The organism is Dietzia lutea (genome assembly GCF_003096075.1).
Taxonomy (GTDB): Bacteria; Actinomycetota; Actinomycetes; order Mycobacteriales; family Mycobacteriaceae; genus Dietzia; species Dietzia lutea.
Genome location: NZ_CP015449.1, coordinates 2,795,783 through 2,818,114, shown reverse-complemented (window position 1 = coordinate 2,818,114; position 22,332 = coordinate 2,795,783). Strand labels below are relative to the sequence as shown.

Below are 22,332 nucleotides of genomic sequence, written 5' to 3'. Positions count from 1 at the left end.
AGAGAGGGGAGACCCCATGCGTGCTGTTCAGATCTCGACCCTTGACGGGCCCGACGCGGTCGAGGTGGTCGACCTGCCGGACCCTGGGGCGGACGATCAGATCGCCATCGATGTCAGAGCGGCCGGCGTCGCGTTCCCGGAGCTACTGCAGACCCGGGGGCTCTACCAGATGAAGCCGGACCTCCCGTTCGTCCCGGGGGCCGAGGTCGCCGGAGTCGTCACCCGGGCGCCCGAGGGTTCCGACCTCTCGCCGGGCGACCGCGTGGCGTCACTGTGCATGCTCGGTGGGTTCGCCGAAAAGGTCCTCGCACGGCCGGACCTGACCTTCAGGCTCCCGGACGACGTGGGCTTCGAGGAGGGGGCGGCGTTCCTGTTCAACTACTGCACGGCCTACTTCGCTCTGATCGAGCGCGGTGGCCTGCGGGCAGGGGAGTCCGTCCTGGTGCACGGCGCGGCGGGCGGCATCGGGACGGCGTCGATCCAGGTCGCCAAGGCGTTCGGTGCGGGCCGGGTCGTCGCGGTGGTCTCGACGGAGGCCAAGGGGGAGATCGCCCGACAGGCAGGCGCCGACGAGGTCGTGTTCGTGGACGGGTTCCGCGACGACGTGGGGCGCAGCATCGACGTCGTCGTCGACCCGGTGGGTGGTGACCGCTTCACCGATTCACTGCGGGTGTTGCGCGAGGAGGGCCGGCTCCTCGTCATCGGCTTCACCGCCGGCGACATCCCGGTCGTCAAGGTCAATCGCCTGCTGCTCAACAACGTGTCGGTGGTCGGTGTCGGTTGGGGCGCCTACGCGCTCCGCCGTCCTGGACACATCCGCACTGAATGGGAGGCACTCGAACCTCATCTGCGTAGTGGGGCGCTCACGCCGGTTATCGGCGGCACCTACCCCTTGAGTGAGGCCAGCGCGGCGTTGACGGCACTCGACACCCGGCAGGTGACGGGGAAGGTGATCCTGATCCCATGAGCGAGCCGACTACTCTGCCCGCGGCTGACCAGGTGGTCGCGGATCTCCCGGCCCTCGTCGACGAGGTCGCTCCGCCGGAGTGGGAGGACGGCAACGGCCACGTCAACGTCAGCCACTACTTCACCCTGCATCTTCGCGCGGCCGAAGAGTCGATCCGGTCGCTGGACCTGCACGACGAGTACCGCCGTGACGCCGGCGCCGGCACGTTCAGCATCGAGCAGCACATCCGGTTCCTGGGTGAGGTCCTCGTGGGGGACAGGGTCAGCGTTCATGTGCGGTGGATCGCGCGGGGCAGGAAGGTGGCTCACGCGGTGTCGCTCGTGGTGAACCACCGCACCGGAACCGTTGTCAACGTTCTGGAGATGCTCGAGGCGCACGTGGACCTGACGAACCGGCGCACGTCCGAGTGGGGGGCGGGGGCGGCCGAACGTCTCGATGCGCTCATCCGCGGCCATGGAGCGCTGGCGTGGTCGGCGCCGCTGAGCGGGACGATCCGGGTGAGGAGCTGACCCGGTCGGCATCCTCCGGTGTCCACGGGCGCCCGCGGACACCGGAGCGTGGTCAGTTGCCGAAGCGACTGATCGAGTCGGCGACGAGGATGGGCTTGTCGATGCCCTCGCCCTCGACCGTGAGCTTGATGACGACCTGCACCTGGCCGGGTGCGACCTCGTCCACCGTGGTCAGCTGGGCCCGCAGCCGGAGCCGCGAACCGACCGGCAGCGGGTGGATGAACCGCACACGGTCGTAGCCGTAGTTGAGGGCGTGCGCGAATCCGTTGACGGCCAGCAGTTCCTGCAGAAGGGCGGGCGTCCGCGAGAGGCTGTAGAGGCCGTGGGCGATGGTGGTGCCGAAGGGGCTCTGTGCCGCCTTCTCCCGGTCGACGTGGATCCACTGGTGATCGCCCGTGACGTCGGCGAAGGTGTTGATCGCAGCCTGGTCGACCTCGTGCCAGCCGGTCGGGCCGATCTCCACGTCCACGAGATTCTCAAGGTCCTCAACGGACGACGGACGGTGCTGTGGGCTTGCCATGGCAGAACTCCTCGCGGTCGGGGTCTCCGTTGCGAAGTTACTTGAAACTGAACCCGGATTCAATTATGGTGTGGTCCAGCTCACCCGCACACCCGAGGAGAAGCATGAACCCTGAACAGGGCCGTCGAGTCGCGATCGTCACCGGAGGCGCCAGGGGTATCGGCGCCGGAATCGCCACACGACTGGCGGCGGACGGGATGGCGGTGGCGGTGCTCGACCTGGACGAGGACGCCTGCCGCGCCGTCGCGGAAAGGATCTCTGTCGACGGCGGAGAAGCCCTCGGCGTGGGAGCGGACGTCACCGACCCTGCCCAGGTGGACGCCGCGGTCGAGCGGGTCGCCGAGGAGTTGGGCGCGCCGACCGTCCTCGTCAACAACGCCGGGATCATCCGCGACAACCTCCTGTTCAAAATGGACGTATCGGAATGGGACGCCGTGATGAACGTCCATCTCCGCGGCGCCTTCCTCATGACCAAGGCCTGCCAGGCGTACATGACCCGGGAGAAGTTCGGCCGCATCGTCAATCTCTCGTCGACCTCCGCGCAGGGAAACAGGGGTCAGGTCAATTACTCCGCGGCGAAAGCCGGAATGCAGGGCTTCACCAAGACGCTCGCCATCGAGCTCGGCAAGTTCGGGGTCACCGCCAACGCGATCGCCCCCGGGTTCATCGAAACCGAGATGACGGCAGAGACGGCCGAGCGGATCGGTGTCGAGTTCGAACAGCTGAAGAAGGCGGCCGCGGGTAAGGCCGCCGTGGCCCGGACGGGAAAGCCGGAAGACATCGCCCACACCGCCTCGTTCCTCGCCAGCGAAGGCGCGGGCTTCGTGACGGGGCAGGTCATCTACGTCGCCGGCTCGCCGTGCGATTGAGCCGATCGGCTGACGGGAGGAACTCATGGAGGTCCGGGACAAGGTCGCCATCGTCACCGGTGCCGCAGGGGGCATAGGGGCGGCACTGGCGCATCAGTTTCTGGAGGCCGGTGCCCGCGTACTGGTCTCGGATATCGACGACGACAAGGTGCACGCGACCGCCGGGCGACTGGAGCAGGTCGCCGGCGTCGGAACCGTCGCCGCGGTGGCGGGCGATGCCGCGGACCCCGGGACGATCGCGGAGATGGTGGCGGTCGCCGAGCGTGAGCTCGGGCCGGTGGACATCTTCGTGGCGAACGCGGGTGTGGGTGAAGCGGCGGGTCTGGCAGCCGATGAGGACCAGTGGCGTCTGGGACTCGAGGTCAATCTGTTAGCGCACGTCCGTGCCGCGCGCGTGATGGTGCCGGGCTGGCTCGAGCGCGGCAACGGGTATTTCGTGTCCACCGCCTCCGCGGCGGGTCTGCTCACGCAGATCGGATCGGTTGTGTACTCGGTGACCAAGCATGGCGCCGTGGCGTTCGCCGAGTGGATGGCCGTCACCTATGGCGACAAGGGTATCGGCGTGAGCTGCCTCTGCCCGATGGGAGTGGACACGGACCTGCTCAACGGAGGTCTGCAGGAGGATGCCCCGGGCGGCGGCCAGGCAGCCCGTGCGGTCACCGGCGCAGGCGTCGTCCTCGACCCGCGCACTGTGGCCGAGGACGTGCTGGTCGCGATCTCGGAAGAGAGGTTCCTGATCCTGCCGCACCCCGAGGTCCGCGAGTTCGCCAGACGCAAGACCGAGGACCCGGATCGGTGGATTCGCGGCATGCAGCGGTACGCCCGCACCCTCGCGGAGCACTGACCGTCACCGGGGCGCAGCCCAGCCGAGCGCGGTGCCCCACCGGTGAGTCAGAGAAGTACTGCCCCCGACATCAGGAGAAGCGACATGGACTTCGACTTCGATCCGACCACGCTCGAACTGAGAGAGCGATTGACCACCTTCATGGAGACCCATGTCTATCCGGCGGAGAGGATATTCGAGGAGCAGCTGGACAGCTCGCCGGACAGTTGGAACCCACCGCCGATCATCGAGGACCTCAAAGAGGAGGCCCGACGCCAGGGACTGTGGAACCTCTTTCTTCCGGGGGAGTCCGGTGCCGGACTGACGAATCTCCAGTATGCGCCGCTGTGCGAAATCCTCGGCCGGAGCCCGCACATCGCTCCGCTCGCGACCAACTGCGCGGCACCGGATACGGGCAACATGGAAGTGCTGCACATGTTCGGCACTCCTGAGCAGAAGAAGGAGTGGCTCGATCCGCTGCTCGACGGCTCGATCCGGTCGGCCTTCGCGATGACTGAACCGGCAGTCGCCAGTTCTGATGCGACGAACGTGGAGACCTCGATCGTCCGGGACGCGGACCACTACGTCATCAACGGCCGCAAGTGGTACATCTCCGGCGCGATGGACCCGAATGCCCGACTTCTCATCGTGATGGGGAAGAGCGATCCGGATGCCGACCGGCATCGCCAGCAGTCGATGATCATCGTCCCGCGGGAGACACCAGGCGTGGACATCCGCCGAGGGATGAAGGTCTTCGGCTACGACCACCGGGACCACGGTGGGCACGCCGAGATCGTTTTCACCGACGCCCGCGTGCCGGCGGAGAACATGATCTCCCGGGAAGGTGACGGGTTCGCGATCGCCCAGGCCCGACTCGGCCCCGGGCGCATCCATCACTGCATGCGACTCATCGGTATCGCGGAACGCAGCCTCGAACTGATGGTCACGCGTGCCTCCGGCCGGGAAGCGTTCGGTAAGCCGCTGGCCGATCAGGGCGTCGTCCGTGACTGGATCGCCGAGTCCCGGGTGCGGATCGAACAGATCCGACTGCTCACGCTCAAGGCCGCATGGCTGATGGACACCGTCGGCAACAAGGGTGCACACACGGAGATCCAGGCGATCAAGATCGCCGCACCGGCCACCGTGGAGTGGATCCTCGACAAGGCCGTGCAGATCCACGGTGCCGGAGGCGTGAGCCAGGACTTCCCCGTGGCGGCATGGTTCGCCCAGGTCCGTACTCTGCGCCTGGCCGACGGACCGGACGAAGTCCACAAGAACGCACTCGCCCGGAACGAGATCAGGAAGGTGAGAAGCCATGCCGGAGCTTGACGACAAGGTCCGCGACCTACTGTCCCACTATGACCCGGCCACCACCGACAAGGCCGAGTTCCTCGGGGCCCGGTTCGATGCGGGACTCGCGTGGGTGCACTTCCCCCGCGGCAGGGGCGGCCTGGGGGTATCGCGCGGTGAGCAGGAGCGAGTGGATGCCCTCTTGGCCGCGGCCGGCGCACCCGCACCCGATGTCGGCCGGAACTCCATCGGCATGGGGATGGCGGCTCCGACGCTGCTCGCCTTCGGCGACGCCGACCAGCAGGAGCGGTACCTCCGCCGGATCTACACCTGCGAGGACATCTGGTGCCAGTTGTTCAGCGAGCCCGGCGCGGGTTCGGATCTCGCGGCCGTCGCCACCAGGGCCAGGCTGGACGGCGATACGTGGATCGTCGACGGGCAGAAAGTCTGGACCTCGGGCGCGCACCATGCGCAGCGGGCGATACTCGTCGCGCGCACGGACTCCTCGGTCCCGAAGCACGCCGGACTCACGTACTTCGTCGTGGACATGAGCGACCCGGGTGTCGAGGTCCGACCCCTTCGACAGATCACCGGAGAGGCAGAGTTCAACGAGGTCTTCCTGTCCGGTGTCCGGGTTCCGAACAGTGACAGGATCGGAGACGTCGGCCAGGGGTGGAAGGTCGCGACGGCCACACTGAACAACGAGCGCGTCGCGATCGGCGCCGGTGCCGCGCGCGAAGCCGGCCAGATCGGGGTCGTCGCCGACCGCTGGCGTCGTGATCCCTCGGTCCGCACACCTGGCGCTCAGGCGGAACTGCTCGCCTGGTGGGTTGAGACGGAGGTGACGAGACTCGCCGGGGTTCGGCTCCGCCAGCAGCTCGAGGCGGGGGTTCCCGGACCGGAGAGCTCCGCGATGAAACTCGCGTTCGCCCGACAGGCTCAGGAGATCAGCGGACTCGCGCTCGAGCTCGCGCCCGAAGAAGGCTTGTTGTACGACGACTGGACCATGACCCGCACGGAGCGGCCCTCGTTCCTCGGCCGCGGACCCGGCTTCCGGTATCTGCGAGCGAAAGGCAACTCCATCGAGGGAGGGACGAGCGAGATCATGCGCAACGTCGTCGCCGAGCGTGTGCTCGGGCTCCCCGCTGACCACCGCCCTGACAAGGGCATCCCGTTCAAGGAAGTTCCCCGATGACCGATCTGCTGTACAGCGACGTGGAAGAGGCACTCCGGGACAGTGTCCGCTCGACGCTCGACCGCTTTATCGACGACGACTTCGTGAGCAGGATCTACGACGACCCTGACACGGACACCTCCCCGCTGCGGAGGGCTCTCTCAGATCAGGTGGGGTTGGCTGGCCTCCTCATTCCAGAGGAGCTCGGAGGATCCGGTGCGGGCCCGCGCGAAGCGGCGACAGTGCTCGAGGAGCTGGGGCGCACGGTAGCTCCCGTTCCGTTCCTGACGAGTGCTGTGATCGCGACGACGTGCCTCCTTCGTGTAGGGGACCGCGGGATCCTGTCGGAACTGGCCGAGGGACGGGCGACGGCCGCTCTGCTGGTTCCGTGGACCGCCCGCCGGGGTGCGTGGCCGACCGGGGAGTCCGTGATCGAGCCGGTAGCCGGAGCTATGGAGGCGGACTACTTCCTTCTTCCGGTGGATTCCGGTGACGGGACCGTCTCGCTGAACCTTCTTCGCCGCGTCGATGTGGACGTCGAGCAACTCACGTCACTTGACATGAGCAGGCCGCTCGCCCGCGTGGCTGTACGGGCGGAAGGCCACCCCCTCGCCTCCGGTGACGCCGCGGTGGAGGCCGTCGATGCTGCACTCGCTGCCGGGACCGCGCTGATGGCCTCCGAGCAGGTGGGCCTCGCCAGGGAATGCCTGCAGCGGACCGTCGAGTACACCCGCACCCGCGTGCAGTTCGCGCGGCCTATCGGGTCGTTTCAGTCGATCAAGCACCGCTTGGCCGACCTCTACCTGCAGGTCGTCCAGGCGCAGGCCGCGGCGCGTCACGCCGCCGCAAGCCTCGCAGAAGACGACGATGAGGCGCGCATAGCTCAAGCCGTCGCGGGATCGTGGTGCTCCGACATCGCGGTCCGTGCCGCCGAGGAAGCGCTGCAGTTGCACGGCGGAATCGCCATGACATGGGAGCACTGGGTCCATACCAGGCTCAAGAGGGCGAAATCTGACCAGCTGGCGCTCGGCACTCCGGACGCGCACCGGACGGATCTCGCCCCTCTTGTCGATCTCACCGCGTGACTCCCCTGTGTCGTGAACGGGTGTGACCGCGAGAGTGTGCGCCGTTGCAAGGAGAATGCCGCCACGGCGATCTGCGCCAGCTGCCAGGTCTCGGGGCCTGCAGGGGGTTCGCGATCGAGGGCGGCGAGCTCTACGGCGTCTGGGGTGGCATGAACGAATCGGACCGGCACAAGCTGGCCGGGCGGCGTCGGACGGGGTGAGTCCGCAGGTCCCTCGCCCCAGTGTGGAGTGAACGTCGCGCGCTACGACGGCGAACGCCCGTAGAGCCACCAGAGGATCGCGTCGGTGGTCCACTCGCTGATGGGTTCTTCGCCGGTGGAGCCGTCGCCCCACCGCGGGAGATCCACCCAGATGCGCAGCGGCGGCCCGCCGATCATGGGGATGTCGACATGGGCGAGTGGGCGCATCGTCGCGGCGAGCACGTCCCTCTCCTTGGTCCAGCAGTTGAGCTTGGGGACGAAGCCCGTCAGGCAGATGACCTCGTCGCGGGGATCCACCGGGGTCGCGATCCTGGTGCCGGGGACGGCCGCGTCCCAGAAGGCCGGGTCGGCCGGGCCCAGCACGTCAGTGACGCTCCCGGGCAGGCCGCGGGTCGCGGGAGCAGGCGCGGCGGGTGCGGCGTCGGCCGGGGCGGCGCCGGCAGCAGCGGATCCGAGGACGGTCGACGCGGCGGCGATCGCCAACGCGAGGTTGAACCTCCGCCGAGCAGGGCACATCAGGGGCACGGCGGAACTCCTCGTTCACTTGGGCGAACTCGTCACGCTAGCAGCGAAGGCAGCCCTTGGAGGGTGCCTCCGTTCCAGCACGGCCTGACACGGCCGGTCTCGCGGACTCTGGGTTCGCGGGTTGGTCGGGGGTGGTGGCGCTCGTCGTCGTCGCCCCTTCCCACGTGTGCCCCGTCGCGGCGCGGATGTGACCGGCACGGGGTGGACGGCACGAGCGAGGGGCTCGGTCACGGGCACTGTCCAGGCGGCCGGCGGTGGCTACACGAGCGAGCCAGCCGGCGGTGACTACACGAGCGGGGCGAGCTCCTCGCGGACCCAGCTGCGGAGTCTGGTCGGGGTGGTGGTGACGATCGAGCGGGCCTGTTCGGGTACGAAGTCGTCGCGCAGGCCGGTCGACATGCCGAGGAGTGCGTCCGCCCAGGCCGGCGGCATTCCCGCGCCGAGGTGCCGCTCGCGCATCTGCTCATCGGTGATGCGCTCGACGCGGACCTCGCGACCCAGCTCTTCCGTGACGATTCTCGCGACCTGGGCCCACGACAGGTCCTCGGGGCCGTGGACGCCCTGCACGCGCCGGCCGTGCCACCCGGTGTCGAGCAGGGTGAGCGCCACGACCTCCGCGATGTCGCGCGGGGCGACCCAGCTCATGGGCGCGTCGAGGGGCAGCACGGTCTGAAGCCGGCCGGCCCGCAGCGACTCCACCTCGAACAGCAGGTTGGTGAAGAAGTAGTCGCAGCGCAGGTGCGTGACGGCCGCGTTGGACTGGTCAAGGGCGACTTCGGTGTCCGCGAGACCGTCGATTTCGCCCGCGCCGTGGCGCTTCTCCGCCCCGACGCTGCTCTGGAAGACGACCCGGCCGATCCAGTTCGCCTCTATCGCGGCGACGATGGACTCGGTCGCGCGGCGGTAGTCGGTCAGCGGATCGGGGGACTCGGCGGGCGGGTCGACCCAGTAGAGGGCGTCGACGTCGGCCGTGGCGGCGATGACCTGGCCGGGGTCGCGGGAGTCGGCCTGCCTCGGTTCGGCGTGCTCGGCGACGTCGGCGGGGATCCGGTCCGGGTGGCGGGTGAGCAGCACCGGCCTGACCCCTGCGCGGATGAGCATGCGCGTCAGGTGGCGGCCCACGTTGCCCTGAGGGGTGGTGACGGCGATCTCCATGGGGTCCCTTCTGCCTGGCGCGCTCTTGTGTGCGCGTTTTCCCGTTCGTGGAGTGAGGCTACGAGCCGGTGCGGACCGGTTCTGTCCGCTTGGTGGTGAGTAGCGCCGCACCGAGTGGTCGCAAGTGCAGGTTCTCGGCGGCGGCGACCTGGGAAAACGTGGGCGTTTGCGACCCCTCGGCGTTGCCTGCCGGGGCGCGCTGAGGCCCCGCGGCGGCCAGCGCCCAGCGATAAGCGCCGAGCGCGGAATGGAAAATCGAGCGGGTTCTCATCAAAGTGGCGCGTGAGGTCAACGTCCGCTTCAGGGTGCTAGGCGTCAGTGCCCCCAACTGCGATCCGGTCACCGGCCCCGGTTGAGGGGTTCTGAGATCACGCCGCCTGCGCGGACGGACAGTCGCGGAATGCCAGTAACCGCAGTTCAGTAGCGCTCCCGTGCGATCAGGCGTCCCAAGCGGAAGGCGAAGATGAGGGCACCCTTTGAAGCGTTGGTCATTCGCTGACGGGAGTGCGGAGGAGGGGCCTGTTGTGGTGGATCTCTCGACTTGGGCGCTCCGGCTGTGAAAAGTCTGTGGGCGGCTCCATCCGGACCCTAGCGAGCTCTACCGGTGTAACCCCGCTGCTCACCGGGCCGATACCTAAGCACCTCACTCCGGAGGTCAGGCCTTAGTCGGCCATCGACAGAAAGGCACCATCATGCGCAAGACCATCGCAGCAGCCGCAATCGCCACCGGCCTCGCCCTGGCGCCCGCGACCGCGTTCGCCCAGACCCCCGAGACCGCCCAGACCACCAACACGGTCCAAGAGCAGGAGAGCGACAAGACGGGCCTGTGGGGCCTGGCCGGCCTCCTCGGTCTGCTCGGACTCGCCGGCCTCAAGCGCCGCGAGCCGGACCACACCGCCCACGTTCGACACGACGCCCGCGGGACGGGTCCGAACGCCGGCGGCCCCGCCGGGAACCCGCGCGTCTGATCGCGCTGCACTAGTTCTAGCAGCCCGCCCCCTCGCGAGGGGGCGGGCTGTTCGTTATCGCGGGCAGGGGCTGGGCGGTGCCGCACATGGAGTGACATCTGCGGGCGTGCTCCACGTCGGCGTCGATCGTGCCGACGTGATCGGTGAACGACCAGCTGGCGTGAAGCGCTTCGGCGGGTGGTCACGAACGCAGGTTCTTGTCGACGGCCACCTGAACCCGCCCTGGGGAAACGTGAACGAGTGCGACCACTCGGCGACGCCAGACCGAGGGAGCTGAGGCCCTGCGCCGGCGTTGCGGTCAGCTGCCGGCCACCCCGGCGAGGAGCTGGCCCACGTCGATCTGATTGATGAGGTCGGCGGAGAAGGTCGCGGGGCTGCCGGCGATCCCCTCCAGGGTGGTCGAGCCGGTGGTGAGCGAGCCCAGCCCCAAGCCCTCGAGGCTGCCCGCGACCTGCTCGGTCGCGTTCTTCTCACGAATTGTCACGCACGTGCCGATGGGATTGGCGACCTTGGTGCCGTTCGCCAGCGCGACCGTCATCCCCGCGCCGGTATCGAACACCTCGCCCGGGGTGGCGTCGTCGGGGACCCGGTAGGTGGTCTCCAGAGTCGCGTGCGCGCCGCCGGCCGTGGTCCATCCCGAGCTCTCCCGGTACACGGACGACGTCTCGGCGTTGGTGCGCACGTCATCCGTGACCGTGGTCCAGGTCTGCCCGCCGAAGACCTTCCACACGCTCTCGCGGGCGCTCACCGTGATGAAGCCCTGCGGATGGAAGTCCTCGATGCGGGTGACCAGCGCCCCGGCTCCGCTGACGGTCGTGCGGAACGTCACGGTCCCGCCCGGTGCCGCCGTGCCGTCGCCCACCACCTCCTTGGTGAGGTGGTAGTCGGTGCCCAGGCTGCCCGGCCAGCTGAAGGTCCGCGTCTGGCTGGTCGCGCAGGTGGCGGGGGAGTCGGCGGTCGGGGTGGGGTCGGCCGATGCGATGGCGGCGGTCGCGGGCAGGAGCGCGGCGGCGACCAGGGCGGCGGTGAGGGCCGGGACGGCGCGGGTCGAGGGCTGAGAGCGCATGGGAGTCCCTGGGGGAAGGCGATGGGCGAGGGGGTGACCACCGTTACAGTGGTGTTACTCGGCCAAGTTAACGTTTACGTTGCGAAGTGTCCAGGTTTTGGCGGATGTAGGGGCGTCGAGTCGGGTCGCTCGGGTAACCGCAGCTGTGGATCCGACCCTGTGAACTGGGCAGACGCGGGATGCGGCGATGTCGCAGGTGCGGGTCGGCGCGGTGGTCGGCGGATCCAAGCGGTGGCGGCCCCCTGGTAGACGGTTGTTCAGACTTTCCTTGGTGAGAGGAAGTCGCAGCGGCGATGGACCGGGCGGCATGGTCGGCTGTGGCGGCCGTTGACGAGGGCGTGGCGGGCCGGTCCCGCGCCACCCGGCGGCCGCGGGGCGGTCTGGGTGGGCGGGGCTCGTCGTCGTCGGATGTTCTTTCTTGGGGTCTGTTTGAGACGGGCGCGGCTCAGGCGAGGGCTCTCCGGGGAGGACGCGGAATGAACCGGGAGACCCGCTGCACGACCTGGCGGTAGTCCGGTCGTCGCTCGAGGCTGCGGCGCTCCATCATCGGGATGCTCACCGCCTGGAACATCGCCAGCATGACCGCCGCGCCCGCGAACACCCACCACGCGCCGGGTAGGGCCGCGAAGCCGAACATCGCCATCGACAGCCAGATGCCGCACTCGCCGACGTAGTTCGGGTGCCGCGACCACGACCACACGCCCGACTGCATGACCTCGCCCGGTCGGCGGGTGGCGAGGAAGCGGTGCATCTGCAGGTCAGCGATCGTCTCCAGCGTCAGCGCGGCGATACCGACGGTGAACGCCGCGGCGTCGAGCGGGCCGAGCGGTTCGCCCGGGCGGGTGGCGACGACGTAGACGGGGATGAGGCCCGCGAAGACGACGAGTGTCGGGAAGACGTGGATGCCGAGCAGGTCCGCGGGCAGTTCAAGGCGCCCGGCGCGCTTGCGGACCATCGGGTAGCGCCAGTCCTCGTGGTGCATGCCGGGGAACGTGCGGACCCAGTTGGCGGTCAGGCGTATTGCCCACGCGGCAAGGAGGGCGATCATGAGCCACCAGCGGGGGTCGTCGGTCGGGGCGCCTGTCGCGATCCACCAGTAGAGCGCGAGCAGCGGCGGGACCACCGACCAGTACGGGTCGTAGGTGCTCGAGTTGCCGTACGCCCGGCTGAACGCGAATACGACGAGCGTCGCGATGAGGTCGGCGATCAGGCCGTCCAGCCAGAGGTGGGCGGTGTCGGGGCCTGCGAGCAGCCACACCAGGCCGGCCGCGATGGCGACGACGTACGCGGTCGTGACTCGAAGGAGAGAAGCGCCTCGGCTCATGGCTGGAGGGTAGATCGGTGGGCGCGGAGCGTAAGGGAGAATGGGACGGACAGTTTACTTCGCCGACTCCTATCCCGGCGGAGTGCGGGTCTTCCGTCCGGGTGAGTAGATCGTCGCGGACTCCGGCGAGCCTCTCACCGAATCAGACCTGGCGCGATGCGGCGAATGACACTGTGCCTCACGACCGGAGATCCGGCTTGAGGCCGCTCCTGATGCCCCAGGTGACCGCCTGCGCGCGCGTGGTCACACCCATCTTCCGATAGGCCGAGCGGATGTAGGTCTTGACCGTGTTGGGCGAGAGGTAGCACCACTCGGCGATCTGGTCATTGGACAGGCCCTGCACGATCAGCGCGATCATCTCGGCCTCCCGTGGCGAGAGTCCTGCCTGCTTGGCGGGCCAGCGGTCGGGACGCATCGACTGGTCGGCCGAGTCCGCGTCGGAACCCGTCGCGGTCACCTGGTGCCCGGCGGCGATCTGTTCGATGCCGCTCACCAGATCGGCCGCATCCAGCGACTTCGAGAGGAACCCGCGAGCCCCGGCGTCGAGGCTGTCGCGGATCGCGACCGGGTCGGAGGCGAAGGAGTAGATGGCGACCGAGCCGATCGTCGGATCCTGCAGAAGCGCCTCGAGGCGAGTGCTGCTCCCCAACGGGGAAGCGAACGAGTCGTAGAGGGCCACGTCCACCTCGGTGGCACCGCTCGTGCCCCGTTGCCTGCTCACGATCTCGATCCGATCGGAGTACGGAGCCAGGAAGGCGGTTACCCCGGCGATGACGACGGAATAGTCGTCGACGACTGACACTCTGACCGGCATGGCCAAAGCGTAGTGGTAGACCACGCGGCCGAGACTTATACACCCCTAGGGGTGTGCCGCTCTACGTCTGCGGAGTGAGACGATTCGTCGCTGGCTTTGTGCATTTCCACAGCCAGCACCTCACCCATCGCGACAGGAGCCCGAGTGCCACGGTTCAGAAATCTCAAGCCCACGTCTGAGTTCTGGGGCTGGAGGGACGAAGGGGCGTGCCTCGGGCACAACGACCTTTTCTACAGCGCGGAGGACGAGCCCAAGAGCGTGCGCCGTCGGAAAGAGGACGCCGCCAAAGCGATCTGCGCGGGCTGCCAGGTGCTCGATATCTGTCGACAGTTCGCGATAGACGCGGGAGAGCTCTACGGCGTCTGGGGCGGGATGACCGAATCGGACCGACATCGGCTGGCCGGGCGACACCGGACGGGTTAGGGCGAACACGGCCGGCGCGAGCACGGGACTCAGTACGCGCCGGCCAGGATCTGCTCGGCCTGGCCGCGGCTGACCCCAGTGGTGGCGCCGCAGGCCGTGCACGTCGCCTCGTACGACGAGCCCAGCGGGATGATCGGGATGAAGAACAGTGAGAACGCTCGCTTCCGCCGATCCACCCGCTGCGCCGCCCGATTGCCGCACCGCGGGCAAGTGGCCTGCGCGAGCCCGAGGTTCCGGGACGAGTTCTTGAAGCCGAAGATGACGAGCATGCGTACAGCGTGACAGCGTGGCGGTCGGTCTGCAGCCGGTAGCGGGCGGGCGATCGCCGCGCGGCACTCGAGCCACCGCCTCAGCGCCGGAGCCCGATCTCCCCGCTCAGCCGCACCACGTGCGCGGGGGAGACGGGCAGCCGTCCCGGTAGTCGCACGCACAGGGTATCGCCGCGGTCGCTCACCTCAAGCGATTGCCCCGTCGAGACGAGCTGCGCCCGCGCGCCCGGGCTGGCGGTCAACCCGGGAAGGACCAGCTCAGTCGAGGTGGGCGTACCGAGGGTGATGACGTTGACGTCGCCGCTGGTGCGGGTGAACCGCACGGGAGTGCCGTCGCCGGCCACCGCCGAGGGGATAAGCCACGGGCGGCTACCCCGCACAGCCGAGCCGTTCTCGTGCAGCCAGCCACCGAGCGCGCGCAGCGGCGCCTGCTGCTCGGCCGGCACCGACCCGTCGGGCAGTGGCCCCACTCCGATGAGCAGGTTGCCGTTCTTGCTCACCACGTCCACCAGCATGTGGATCAGCTCGCGGGCGGTGATGATGTCGGCCGGGTCCTCGTTGCGGTTGGCGGCAAAAGAGTGGCCCACCCCGCGGACGGCCTCCCACTTGTCCTCGGCGATCTCGTCGAGGCGCGAGTATTCCGGCGTCGTGAAGTCATGGTGCGGCGAGGGGCGAAAGGCCAGCTCGCGGCTGTCCTTAGGCAGCCACCGCCACGCCAGCTGGACCAGACCACCCAGCCCGCGCAGCACCGCCTCCGACGCGCAGCCGCGCTTGGAATCGGCCCGGGCCCAGCGGTCGTTGACCACCCCGTCGGGTACGGCGGCGTAGTACTCCGCGAACACCGCCGGCAGGTCCGACGACGCCGGCCACCCGATGTCGTTCCACAGCACCGACGGGCGGTACCGCTCGACGAGCTCGCGGACGTGCCCCTCGACGTACCGCACATACGTCGGGTCGTCGGGCATCGCGAGCAGCATGTCGGCCGGGCCGGTGAGCAGCGCGTCGTTGTACGGCCAGTCGTAGCCACCCGAGTAATAGAGGCCCGTGCGCATCCCGCGCGCCCGCACGGCGTCATAAAGGTCACCGATCAGGTCCCGCTCGCTTCCGTAGCGGCCGAGCCGAGGATGCGGGTGCGCGGAGGGCCACAGGGTGTAGCCGTCGTGGTGCTTGGTCGTGAGCACCACGTACCCCGCGCCCGCGGCCGCGGCCAGCTCGGCGATCTGCTCCACATGCGCGTCGGCCGACTCGCGGCCGAACTCCTCGGCAAAGCGCTCGTACGGGTGGTCGGCGCCGTAGGTGCGGGCGTGGTGCTCGGCGGTCGGGCTGCCCGGGATCCGCATGGAGTTGAGGTACCACTCGGAGTACGGGTTCTCGCGCAGCATCCGGCGTGGGCCGCCGTCGCGGATCAGCCGCTGGATGTCGGGAACGCGCGGAGCCCACCGGGGCACCGAGTAGGGCCCCCAGTGGACGAACACGCCCAGTTTGACGTCGTCGTACCAGGTGGGCAGCTCACGCCCGGCGAAGCGCGCCCAACCGGGGGACTGACTCATGCGTGCTGCCGTCGCGTCGTCGTCGTCGATCCCGCCCCGGCCACCGGCACCGACGCCGCGCCCCGCCGCTGCGCGTCCAGGTACGCGGACGCGGACTCGCCGTACGCCAGGACCAGGGCGACGACGTTCGCGGCGACCAGCACCCACGCCGACCAGTCGGTGAGGTCGATCAGGGCGCCGACCAGCGCCAGGGCCGCGGAGATCGTGAGCAGCACGCGCGCCCAGCGCGCACCGTCGCGCAGCTCGACCGCGGCGACGACCTGGATGGCCACCGCGGCCATCGCGATGACGGCGCCGATCACGCCCGCCACGCCGATCACCTGGCTGGCCGCCAACTCCTCCTCGGTGCCACCGGCCCCCACGAAGACGGCGATGAACTCGGTCGCGAGCAGGATGTTGGACACGGCGACCGTGCCGAGCAGGGCGCAGCCGAGCCAGATCCACGAGGCGACGGAGACGGATGTGGGACGTTGCATGAGGACCCCTCCCGGGTCGAGGGCCGCACCCCGGCGGAGCGGTGGTGATCAGGTTTCGCTTGATGTTCATGGGCGCGCCCCGGCGGGCGATAGAGTGCGACACACCTGAGTTTTTTCCGTGACCGTGAGCTGCTGGTGCGAGCCGGCCGGACGGGAGTGAGATCGCGTGACCGCGTGGAGGAAGAGCCGTGCGGTGCTGCGGTCCGACACCGTCGCGCGCGCGGTCGCCCTGAGCGTGGACACCCGGCGCGGCGTGCTCATCGTGGGGCCGCCGGGCGCGGGCGCGAGTCAGTGCGCGGCCGACATCGCCGCCGGTCTGCGCGCCGCGGGCGTCGCGGTGGTGGTGTGGGACGACCTTGACCGCGCGGTGCCCGGCTCGGCGTCGGGCGGGGGTGCCCCACCCGCCGTGCCGGACGGCGCCGTGCTGGTGGCGTCCGCCCGGCTCGGGGCACCGTTACCGCCGGGGTACGACGACGAGGTGGCCGCCCGCACCACCCGCCTGCCACTGCGGAACCTCACGCGCGGCGAGTCCGAGGAGATCGTGTCCTCGGTCGTGGGCATCCCCCTGTCGGCGCGGCTCGTCGAGGCGCTGTGGACCTGCTCGTACGGGAACATGGCCGCGCTCCGCGCCACCTTCGACGACCTCGCCGGCCGCGGGTACATCCGCCGCACCCGCGAACGCATGGAGCTGACCGTGGATCCCGGGACGGCGATCGCCGAGGTCACCGTGGACCCGCGGCTGTGGGTGGGGGCGGACTCCGCGGCGTTCTCCGAGGCGCTGACCACTGCCGCGCTCGCCCGCCGCATCAGCCTGCCCGAACTCACAGACCTCCACGGCGACGACCTCGTCTGCGACCTCATCGCCCGCGGCCTGCTGACCGAGCGGCTCGAGGACGGCGTCGAGATGCTCACCGTGCAGCCGCCCGTCCTCGCCGCCGCGCTCCGGGCCGGTGCGGACCACCGTCGGCGTCGGGAGGTCTACGAGGCGGTCCTCGACCGGGCCGGGATCGCCGCTGGTGCCGGTGCCGGGGCGGGCGCGGAGGCCGGGGCTGCTGCAGGTGCCGGGGCGGCCGCCGCTCGGCCGGACCCGCGGATCGTGCTGTGGGCGCTCGGCCGCGCACGGCCGGTCGATGCCGAGGCGGTGCTGGCCGCAGCACACGCGGCGCTCGACGCCCACGACTACCGCACCGGCGGCAGCCTCCACGACACCGCTCAGCGCGCCGGGCTGGCGATGACGCCGATCCAGCAGGCTGAACTGGGGTTGGTCGCCGGCTCGTGCCTGCGCCTGCTCGAGCGACTGCCCGAGGCTGCGATCCTCTTCGACCAGGCGATGGTCACCCTGCAGCGGGGGAGTCGTGGAGCCGCCGCGGCCGGTTCCGGTGACCCCGCCGACCCGGCCGCCCTCAGCGACCCGGCGTCGGGCGAGTTCATCCGCGTGCTCATGGAGATCGTCACCGCCCGCGCCGACCTCGCGCACTACCGCGATCGCGGGCCCGACGCCGCGCTGCCGATGATCGCCGACGCCCACCGACTGCTCCCGCCGGGCCATCCGGCCCACACGGTGCTGGACGCGCTGACCGTGGTGCATCTGTCCTACTCCGGCCAGTACCGCGAGGCGGCCCGCGCGTACGACGCACTCGACGCGCCGCTGCCCGTCGAGTGGGAGCGGCGCCTCGAAGCGATTCACGCCCTGGCGCTCGACGCGCTCGGCCAATCCGACGCCGCGCTGTCTCTCCTGCGCAGGTTGGCCCGGCGCGCGCGGTCGATGGGGCACGTCGCGTGGGCGTCGGAGGAGTACCTCTCGGCGCTGCTCTGCGTGGTGCTGCACGGGTACGGGATAACCGCGTTGGGCGGCGAACTCTCGTCGTTCAGCGCGGCCGATCACGTGGAGTCGGTGCGCATCGACCACGGACTGCGCCGCGCTGCCGACGCGGAGATCGCGTTGTTCGCCGGCGACCTGCCGTCCGCCACGATCGCCGCAGCCGACGCGATCGACACCATCGAGGTCGACGGCCCGGAGGACTTCCTCCCCCGCGTGCTCTCCCTCCATGCACTCGCGCTGGCACTCTCCGGGCAGGCCGCGGGCGCGAAGGAGCAGTTGCGCCGGATGCGGGCACTGCCGAACCACACGAACTCGCCGGTCGGGCCGGAGACCCGAGCCGCCGAGGCGGGTGCGCTGTTCTGTGTGGGGGACCGCGACGCGGCGGGGCAGGCGGTGTGGGCGCTGGCGGAGGAGGGACTGCACGGTGCCGCGATCCGCGCCTCGATGCCCGGTCTCTTCATGGCCGACCGCGAGACGTGCCGGCTCGTCGGCGAGTTGGAGGTCGCCGGCGACCTGCCTGAGATGCTGCAGGAACTCGCCGCCGCCACCCTGGCGGAGAGCCCGCGGCGACTTCTGGACGTGACCCGCCGGGCCCGCGAGTTCGGTCTCATGGCGATGGCCGCGGCGGCAGCCGACCGCGCTCGTGCCGTCGCCTCGCCCGGCTCCCAGCACCACACCCTCGCCGAGCGGCTGCTCGCGACCACCGAGATCAGTAGCGCCCGCGCCGGGTTCGCGCACCTGAGCGGCGCGGCCACGTCCGGGGTGAAGCTGACCCGCCGCGAGTCGGAGATCGCAGACCTGGTGGGACAGGGGCTGACGAACGCCGAGATCGCCGCCGAGCTGCACCTGTCCAAGCGGACGGTCGAGGGGCACCTCAACCGGATCTACACCAAGACCGGTGCGCGACTGGCGGGCCGCGCCACCTGATCGCGCGCCGCGCGCACCGGCCCGCGCCATGCCGCGCCCGCCTGCGTCCGCCCGCGCCCGCTGTCGGACGCCGAGGCCACAATGGCGGTGACGGGCCAAGCGGCCCTCGGCATCAGAACCGCGAGGGGAAGGCGCCTCCATGACCACGCATCAGCCGCAGAGCCGGCTCACGACCTTTTGTGACGCACCGGCGGACTACATCATCGAGACGTACTTCGTGCTGCGGATCCTCATCGCGGGCGGGGCGCTCGTCCTCCCGCCGGCGCTCGTGGTGTGGGCGCTGGTGGATCCGCGCGTGGAGATGATGGATTCGCTCAGCGCGTTCTACTACACGCCGGCGCGCAGCTTGTTCGTCGGGATCCTGGTGGCGATCGGCGTCGCCCTGGTGGCCTACCGCGGATACACCCGCGGCGAGAACTTGCTGCTCAACCTCGCCGGTGTGCTCGCGGTGGTCGTCGCGCTGTTTCCCACCGCGGATCCTGCCATGCCCGGGGCGGCGCCGACGGCCTCGAGCGTGATCCACGCCGTGGCCGCCGTCGCGTTCTTCGTGTTGGCCTCGCTGTCCATCTTCTTCTACGGCCAGGAGACCCTCGACTCCGTGCGGGACCCGCGGGTGGGGCGGCGATACCGGGTGGCCTATCGCGTGCTGGTGGTGCTGGTGTTGGTCTTTCCGGTGCTGGCGCTCGTCGTGGCGTGGCTGGTGGAGTCGTGGGCGGTGCTGTTCGCGGTGGAGGCGGCGGCCCTGTACGCGTTCGCGGCGTTCTGGTTGGTCAAGACCTACGAGCTCGCCCGGTCGCAGACCCGGCTGCGGGTGGTGTGAGGCCGCAGCCCGCTGCCCACGCCGCGCGGTCACAAACGCTCACGTTTCCCGGGACCGGCGCCGCCCGGAGCGGGCATCTGCGACCACTCGGCGATTCGGGCGCTGCCGATTCGGTCGGCGCCCGTCTGCTCTGCGCGCGCTTGCGCGGCGCCCGTCCCGGAGGCGCGCGGCGCCAACACGAGGATCACCGCCACCGCGCCGACCGCGAGGCCCACGAGTTCTCCGAGGCCCGGCCGCTGGGCGAACATCGCCCACGCCCACACGGTGGTCACCGGTGGAGTGAGGTAGAGCAGGGCGCTGGTCGGCGAGGCGCCCAGTCGCCGGAGGCAGACGATGTACGACGCGTAACCGCCGACCCCGGACAGCAGGACCAGCCACGCCATCGCCCCGGCGACCCGGCCGTCGACCGGGATCATGATGTCGCCGAGTGCGATCGCTACCACCGTGAAGACACCTGCCGAGGCGATGATCTGCACCCCGAGGGCGGTCACCACAGGAGTCCGGGGCCGCCACGCGCGCTCGAGGAGGGCGTTGGCGGACAGCCCCAGCAGGGAGACCACCGCGAGGAGGTTGGCCGCGCCCCCGTCGACGGACGAGCCGCCCACCGACAGCGCCACCGCGACCAGCCCCAGCACCAACCCCACCACCTGGATCGGCCGGAAGGTGTCCTTCCAGACGACTCGGCCTGCGCAGGCGACGACCATCGGCTGCAGCGCGCAGATCAGCGCCGTGACCCCGGCGTTCGCCCCGGCGGCCGCGGCCGCGAAGACGCCGCCGAGGAAGAGCACGTGGCCGAGGATGCCGAGCACGGACTGCTGCCCGACCTCGAGCCGGCTCAGTCGCGGTCGGAGCACGCCGAAGAGGGCGAGGAACAGCGCCGCGGTGATGAGGTACCGCCACGCCAGCAAGCCGGCGGAGGGGAGCTCCTCGACGAACGCCGCGCCCACGAAACCCGAACTCCAGCAGACGACGAACGCCGCCGCCCACGCCACTGATCTCATGCAGACCAGCGAAGCATACCGATCGGTATACTGTCAGGGGTCAGAGGAGCGAAATGCACGGATCACCACCATGGGATGACGTCGACACCACGGCGGTGGGGGAGCGGATCCTCGCCGCCGCCTCGGAGCTGTTCTATCTCCACGGCATCACCGCCACGGGCGTGGAGCTCATCGCGGAGCGGGCACACACCACCAAGCGCACCCTGTACCAGCGGTTCGGCTCCAAGGAGGGCCTCGTGGCCGCCTACCTGCGACGACGAGCGCATCTGTGGCAGGTGGAACTCCACGAGAAGCTGAAGGATGCGGCGTCGGCGTCGGCGTCGGGCCGGCTAGACGTGGTGTTCTCCGCGGCGATCGACCGCGCCGCCTCCGCAACACGGGGCTGCGCCTTCGTCAACGCCTGGGCCGAGTGCGGACCCGCCGATACGGAGAGTGCCCGACTCATCGTGGGCGAGAAGCGGTGGATGGCGGACCTGTTCACCGGCATCGCGGGTGATGCGGGAAAGGGCCGGGTGATCCACATGCTCTACGAGGGGGCGCAGATCCGCTCCACCATCCTCGGTGATGACACCGCCCTGCCGCAGGCCCGCGACCAGGCCGAGGTGGTTCTGGGGCGTGACGACGCGTGAGCCCACTCGGGCGTTCTCACGCCTCGCAGGTCAGCGATTCGGGTTGGTCGCCGCCCCGTCGAGCCACAGTGTGTCGGAGGCGTCGGAATGCGAGCCGTCTGTGCCGACGTGCTTGTCGCTGATCTTCGGGCCCTTGGTGATGACGTGGACCAGCGCCATGCCGTGTCCGCGCCCGAGGTCGTGGTCCTCCTTGAGCCACGCCAGGATCGGGCCGGCCTGTGTTCCGGGGCCGAAGCCCTTCTCGGTGGCCTGATCCACGAGTTGGCGCGGCGTCAGACCGGTCTTCTTCTCGACGGTGTCGAGATACGCCTGGAACGACATGAGCTTCTCCCCGGGGTCGGCGCGACGATGGTGCGCTGATTATCGCCTGGCGCGTTCCGGAGAAACCCGCAAACGAAAGATGTCCCGGGCCATCGACGAACGATGATCCGGGACATCCACTCTGAGCGGATGACGAGATTCGAACTCGCGACCCTCACCTTGGCAAGGTGATGCGCTACCAGCTGCGCCACATCCGCATTGCATTCCGGCCCGCCGGGGCGTGCCGTGCTGCGAGAAAGAACAATAGCGCACGCCGTGGAGCGGTTTCACCCGGGGTCCCCGACCACGCCCTCGCTGCACCCGCATCGCTCCGCATGTCGAAATCCGTCGGACGGTTCCGTCCCCCTCGTGAAGCGGCCACACTGGGGCGCACGACACGAGGAGGAATCATGGCCAAGTACCTGTTGCTCAAGCACTATCGCGGCTCCGCGCCGGAGGAGCCCACCTATCCGCCGCTGGGAGAGTGGGCGCCCGAGGAGGTCTCCGCGCACTTTGAGTACATGGAGGATTTCGCCAACCGGCTCCGCGAGAGCGGGGAGTACGTGGACTCCCACGCGCTGTCGGAGTCGGGGACGTGGGTGCGCTACGACGGCGAGGGCAAGCCCCCGCTGACCGACGGCCCCTTCGCCGAGACCAAGGACCTCATCGCCGGCTGGATGATCATCGACGTGGCCGACTACGACCGCGCGGTCGAGCTGGCCGGCGACCTGTCCGCGGCGCCCGGCCCCGGCGGCGCGCCGCTCCGCGAGTGGCTCGAACTGCGGCCGCTGCTCACGGCGCCCACGGAGATCGAGGACTGACCGAC

Annotated in this window: 25 protein-coding genes and 1 tRNA gene; 14 read left to right on the top strand and 12 right to left on the bottom strand. The window is 69.8% G+C overall.

Going from position 1 to position 22,332, the window contains the following annotated elements; all coding sequences use genetic code 11:
* The first annotated feature begins 16 nt into the window (after positions 1-16).
* The gene (locus A6035_RS12930; protein ID WP_108848113.1) at positions 17-967 is read left to right on the top strand and encodes an NADPH:quinone oxidoreductase family protein; all 951 of its coding nucleotides are present in this window, start codon (positions 17-19) and stop codon (positions 965-967) included.
* Complete coding sequence (locus A6035_RS12925; RefSeq protein ID WP_108848112.1) at positions 964-1,476, top strand: thioesterase family protein; 513 nt, start codon at positions 964-966, stop codon at positions 1,474-1,476. Before A6035_RS12930 ends, A6035_RS12925 begins: the two co-directional genes overlap by 4 nt.
* A gap of 52 nt (positions 1,477-1,528) precedes the next feature.
* On the opposite strand, the gene A6035_RS12920 is transcribed toward A6035_RS12925, so the two are convergent.
* Positions 1,529-1,996: a MaoC family dehydratase gene (locus tag A6035_RS12920; RefSeq protein ID WP_108848111.1), complete on the bottom strand. Its 468-nt coding sequence runs from the start codon at positions 1,994-1,996 to the stop codon at positions 1,529-1,531.
* 104 nt (positions 1,997-2,100) lie between these two features.
* On the opposite strand from A6035_RS12920, the gene A6035_RS12915 reads away from it, so the two are divergent.
* The 6 genes from A6035_RS12915 (at position 2,101) to A6035_RS12890 (ending at position 7,437) form a co-directional block, all read left to right on the top strand.
* Positions 2,101-2,865 (top strand): SDR family oxidoreductase, encoded by a 765-nt coding sequence (locus A6035_RS12915; RefSeq protein ID WP_108848110.1) that lies wholly within the window; start codon positions 2,101-2,103, stop codon positions 2,863-2,865.
* 25 nt (positions 2,866-2,890) lie between these two features.
* On the top strand, positions 2,891-3,709 hold the full coding sequence (locus A6035_RS12910) for an SDR family oxidoreductase (RefSeq protein ID WP_108848109.1): 819 nt from the start codon (positions 2,891-2,893) through the stop codon (positions 3,707-3,709).
* 84 nt (positions 3,710-3,793) lie between these two features.
* On the top strand, positions 3,794-5,017 hold the full coding sequence (locus A6035_RS12905; RefSeq protein ID WP_108848108.1) for an acyl-CoA dehydrogenase family protein: 1,224 nt from the start codon (positions 3,794-3,796) through the stop codon (positions 5,015-5,017).
* Entirely contained in the window at positions 5,004-6,173 is a 1,170-nt protein-coding gene (locus A6035_RS12900; RefSeq protein WP_108848107.1) for an acyl-CoA dehydrogenase family protein, read from the top strand. The genes A6035_RS12905 and A6035_RS12900 overlap by 14 nt, the downstream gene beginning before the upstream one ends.
* Entirely contained in the window at positions 6,170-7,237 is a 1,068-nt protein-coding gene (locus A6035_RS12895; protein ID WP_108848106.1) for an acyl-CoA dehydrogenase family protein, read from the top strand. Before A6035_RS12900 ends, A6035_RS12895 begins: the two co-directional genes overlap by 4 nt.
* Before the next feature lie 44 nt (positions 7,238-7,281).
* Entirely contained in the window at positions 7,282-7,437 is a 156-nt protein-coding gene (locus tag A6035_RS12890; protein WP_235026580.1) for a WhiB family transcriptional regulator, read from the top strand.
* A 42-nt stretch (positions 7,438-7,479) separates the two neighbouring features.
* On the opposite strand, the gene A6035_RS12885 is transcribed toward A6035_RS12890, so the two are convergent.
* Together A6035_RS12885 and A6035_RS12880 are read right to left on the bottom strand one after the other, a co-directional pair.
* Entirely contained in the window at positions 7,480-7,953 is a 474-nt protein-coding gene (locus A6035_RS12885; protein ID WP_108849277.1) for a hypothetical protein, read from the bottom strand.
* Between the two features lie 294 nt (positions 7,954-8,247).
* Positions 8,248-9,117, bottom strand: a complete 870-nt coding sequence (locus tag A6035_RS12880; protein WP_108848105.1) for an NAD(P)H-binding protein — start codon at positions 9,115-9,117, stop codon at positions 8,248-8,250.
* 692 nt (positions 9,118-9,809) lie between these two features.
* Between A6035_RS12880 and A6035_RS18770 the strand changes: the two genes are divergently transcribed.
* Positions 9,810-10,085 (top strand): WGxxGxxG family protein, encoded by a 276-nt coding sequence (locus A6035_RS18770; protein WP_108848104.1) that lies wholly within the window; start codon positions 9,810-9,812, stop codon positions 10,083-10,085.
* A gap of 298 nt (positions 10,086-10,383) precedes the next feature.
* Here A6035_RS18770 and A6035_RS12870 read toward each other — a convergent pair whose 3' ends face one another.
* The 3 genes from A6035_RS12870 to A6035_RS12860 all read right to left on the bottom strand — a co-directional run bounded on the left by A6035_RS12870 (position 10,384) and on the right by A6035_RS12860 (position 13,289).
* A complete protein-coding gene (locus A6035_RS12870) occupies positions 10,384-11,151 on the bottom strand; it encodes a hypothetical protein (RefSeq protein ID WP_108848103.1) in 768 nt (255 codons plus the stop codon).
* Between the two features lie 445 nt (positions 11,152-11,596).
* The gene (locus A6035_RS12865; RefSeq protein WP_108848102.1) at positions 11,597-12,475 is read right to left on the bottom strand and encodes a DUF1295 domain-containing protein; all 879 of its coding nucleotides are present in this window, start codon (positions 12,473-12,475) and stop codon (positions 11,597-11,599) included.
* A 178-nt stretch (positions 12,476-12,653) separates the two neighbouring features.
* Positions 12,654-13,289 (bottom strand): helix-turn-helix transcriptional regulator, encoded by a 636-nt coding sequence (locus A6035_RS12860; RefSeq protein WP_108848101.1) that lies wholly within the window; start codon positions 13,287-13,289, stop codon positions 12,654-12,656.
* Between the two features lie 144 nt (positions 13,290-13,433).
* Here A6035_RS12860 and A6035_RS12855 point away from each other — a divergent pair, with 144 nt between their 5' ends.
* On the top strand, positions 13,434-13,712 hold the full coding sequence (locus tag A6035_RS12855; protein ID WP_108848100.1) for a WhiB family transcriptional regulator: 279 nt from the start codon (positions 13,434-13,436) through the stop codon (positions 13,710-13,712).
* 29 nt (positions 13,713-13,741) lie between these two features.
* Here A6035_RS12855 and A6035_RS12850 read toward each other — a convergent pair whose 3' ends face one another.
* From A6035_RS12850 to A6035_RS12840, 3 genes are all read right to left on the bottom strand, one after another.
* Positions 13,742-13,981 carry a zinc-ribbon domain-containing protein gene (locus A6035_RS12850; protein ID WP_108848099.1) on the bottom strand — a complete coding sequence of 80 codons (240 nt, stop codon included), beginning with the start codon at positions 13,979-13,981 and terminating at the stop codon, positions 13,742-13,744.
* Between the two features lie 80 nt (positions 13,982-14,061).
* Entirely contained in the window at positions 14,062-15,531 is a 1,470-nt protein-coding gene (locus A6035_RS12845) for an alpha-L-fucosidase (protein ID WP_108848098.1), read from the bottom strand.
* Entirely contained in the window at positions 15,528-16,007 is a 480-nt protein-coding gene (locus A6035_RS12840) for a hypothetical protein (protein WP_108848097.1), read from the bottom strand. The genes A6035_RS12845 and A6035_RS12840 overlap by 4 nt, the downstream gene beginning before the upstream one ends.
* A gap of 166 nt (positions 16,008-16,173) precedes the next feature.
* Here A6035_RS12840 and A6035_RS12835 point away from each other — a divergent pair, with 166 nt between their 5' ends.
* Entirely contained in the window at positions 16,174-18,756 is a 2,583-nt protein-coding gene (locus A6035_RS12835) for a helix-turn-helix transcriptional regulator (RefSeq protein ID WP_162534001.1), read from the top strand.
* A 139-nt stretch (positions 18,757-18,895) separates the two neighbouring features.
* Positions 18,896-19,576 (top strand): hypothetical protein, encoded by a 681-nt coding sequence (locus A6035_RS12830; protein WP_235026590.1) that lies wholly within the window; start codon positions 18,896-18,898, stop codon positions 19,574-19,576.
* A gap of 29 nt (positions 19,577-19,605) precedes the next feature.
* Here the strand turns inward: A6035_RS12830 and A6035_RS12825 are convergent, their stop codons facing one another.
* Positions 19,606-20,577 (bottom strand): DMT family transporter, encoded by a 972-nt coding sequence (locus tag A6035_RS12825; protein WP_108848095.1) that lies wholly within the window; start codon positions 20,575-20,577, stop codon positions 19,606-19,608.
* A 53-nt stretch (positions 20,578-20,630) separates the two neighbouring features.
* On the opposite strand from A6035_RS12825, the gene A6035_RS12820 reads away from it, so the two are divergent.
* Positions 20,631-21,206, top strand: a complete 576-nt coding sequence (locus tag A6035_RS12820) for a TetR/AcrR family transcriptional regulator (protein WP_108848094.1) — start codon at positions 20,631-20,633, stop codon at positions 21,204-21,206.
* Between the two features lie 30 nt (positions 21,207-21,236).
* Here A6035_RS12820 and A6035_RS12815 read toward each other — a convergent pair whose 3' ends face one another.
* Together A6035_RS12815 and A6035_RS12810 are read right to left on the bottom strand one after the other, a co-directional pair.
* Positions 21,237-21,527, bottom strand: a complete 291-nt coding sequence (locus tag A6035_RS12815; protein WP_108848093.1) for a DUF4287 domain-containing protein — start codon at positions 21,525-21,527, stop codon at positions 21,237-21,239.
* Between the two features lie 124 nt (positions 21,528-21,651).
* Positions 21,652-21,724, bottom strand: a tRNA-Gly gene (locus A6035_RS12810).
* Positions 21,725-21,916: 192 nt separating this feature from the next.
* On the opposite strand from A6035_RS12810, the gene A6035_RS12805 reads away from it, so the two are divergent.
* A complete protein-coding gene (locus A6035_RS12805) occupies positions 21,917-22,327 on the top strand; it encodes a YciI family protein (RefSeq protein ID WP_162534000.1) in 411 nt (136 codons plus the stop codon).
* Positions 22,328-22,332 lie beyond the last annotated feature (5 nt).

Coding starts and splice junctions, on each gene's coding strand:
- A6035_RS12840 (WP_108848097.1), bottom strand. CDS start 16,007: ATGCAACGTCCCACATCCGTCTCCGTCGCCTCGTGGATCTGGCTCGGC.
- A6035_RS12870 (WP_108848103.1), bottom strand. CDS start 11,151: ATGCGCTCTCAGCCCTCGACCCGCGCCGTCCCGGCCCTCACCGCCGCC.
- A6035_RS12815 (WP_108848093.1), bottom strand. CDS start 21,527: ATGTCGTTCCAGGCGTATCTCGACACCGTCGAGAAGAAGACCGGTCTG.
- A6035_RS12820 (WP_108848094.1), top strand. CDS start 20,631: ATGCACGGATCACCACCATGGGATGACGTCGACACCACGGCGGTGGGG.
- A6035_RS12850 (WP_108848099.1), bottom strand. CDS start 13,981: ATGCTCGTCATCTTCGGCTTCAAGAACTCGTCCCGGAACCTCGGGCTC.
- A6035_RS12845 (WP_108848098.1), bottom strand. CDS start 15,531: ATGAGTCAGTCCCCCGGTTGGGCGCGCTTCGCCGGGCGTGAGCTGCCC.
- A6035_RS12880 (WP_108848105.1), bottom strand. CDS start 9,117: ATGGAGATCGCCGTCACCACCCCTCAGGGCAACGTGGGCCGCCACCTG.
- A6035_RS12915 (WP_108848110.1), top strand. CDS start 2,101: ATGAACCCTGAACAGGGCCGTCGAGTCGCGATCGTCACCGGAGGCGCC.
- A6035_RS12865 (WP_108848102.1), bottom strand. CDS start 12,475: ATGAGCCGAGGCGCTTCTCTCCTTCGAGTCACGACCGCGTACGTCGTC.
- A6035_RS12925 (WP_108848112.1), top strand. CDS start 964: ATGAGCGAGCCGACTACTCTGCCCGCGGCTGACCAGGTGGTCGCGGAT.
- A6035_RS18770 (WP_108848104.1), top strand. CDS start 9,810: ATGCGCAAGACCATCGCAGCAGCCGCAATCGCCACCGGCCTCGCCCTG.
- A6035_RS12910 (WP_108848109.1), top strand. CDS start 2,891: ATGGAGGTCCGGGACAAGGTCGCCATCGTCACCGGTGCCGCAGGGGGC.
- A6035_RS12905 (WP_108848108.1), top strand. CDS start 3,794: ATGGACTTCGACTTCGATCCGACCACGCTCGAACTGAGAGAGCGATTG.
- A6035_RS12830 (WP_235026590.1), top strand. CDS start 18,896: ATGACCACGCATCAGCCGCAGAGCCGGCTCACGACCTTTTGTGACGCA.
- A6035_RS12930 (WP_108848113.1), top strand. CDS start 17: ATGCGTGCTGTTCAGATCTCGACCCTTGACGGGCCCGACGCGGTCGAG.
- A6035_RS12860 (WP_108848101.1), bottom strand. CDS start 13,289: ATGCCGGTCAGAGTGTCAGTCGTCGACGACTATTCCGTCGTCATCGCC.
- A6035_RS12805 (WP_162534000.1), top strand. CDS start 21,917: ATGGCCAAGTACCTGTTGCTCAAGCACTATCGCGGCTCCGCGCCGGAG.
- A6035_RS12885 (WP_108849277.1), bottom strand. CDS start 7,953: ATGTGCCCTGCTCGGCGGAGGTTCAACCTCGCGTTGGCGATCGCCGCC.
- A6035_RS12920 (WP_108848111.1), bottom strand. CDS start 1,996: ATGGCAAGCCCACAGCACCGTCCGTCGTCCGTTGAGGACCTTGAGAAT.
- A6035_RS12900 (WP_108848107.1), top strand. CDS start 5,004: ATGCCGGAGCTTGACGACAAGGTCCGCGACCTACTGTCCCACTATGAC.
- A6035_RS12825 (WP_108848095.1), bottom strand. CDS start 20,577: ATGAGATCAGTGGCGTGGGCGGCGGCGTTCGTCGTCTGCTGGAGTTCG.
- A6035_RS12895 (WP_108848106.1), top strand. CDS start 6,170: ATGACCGATCTGCTGTACAGCGACGTGGAAGAGGCACTCCGGGACAGT.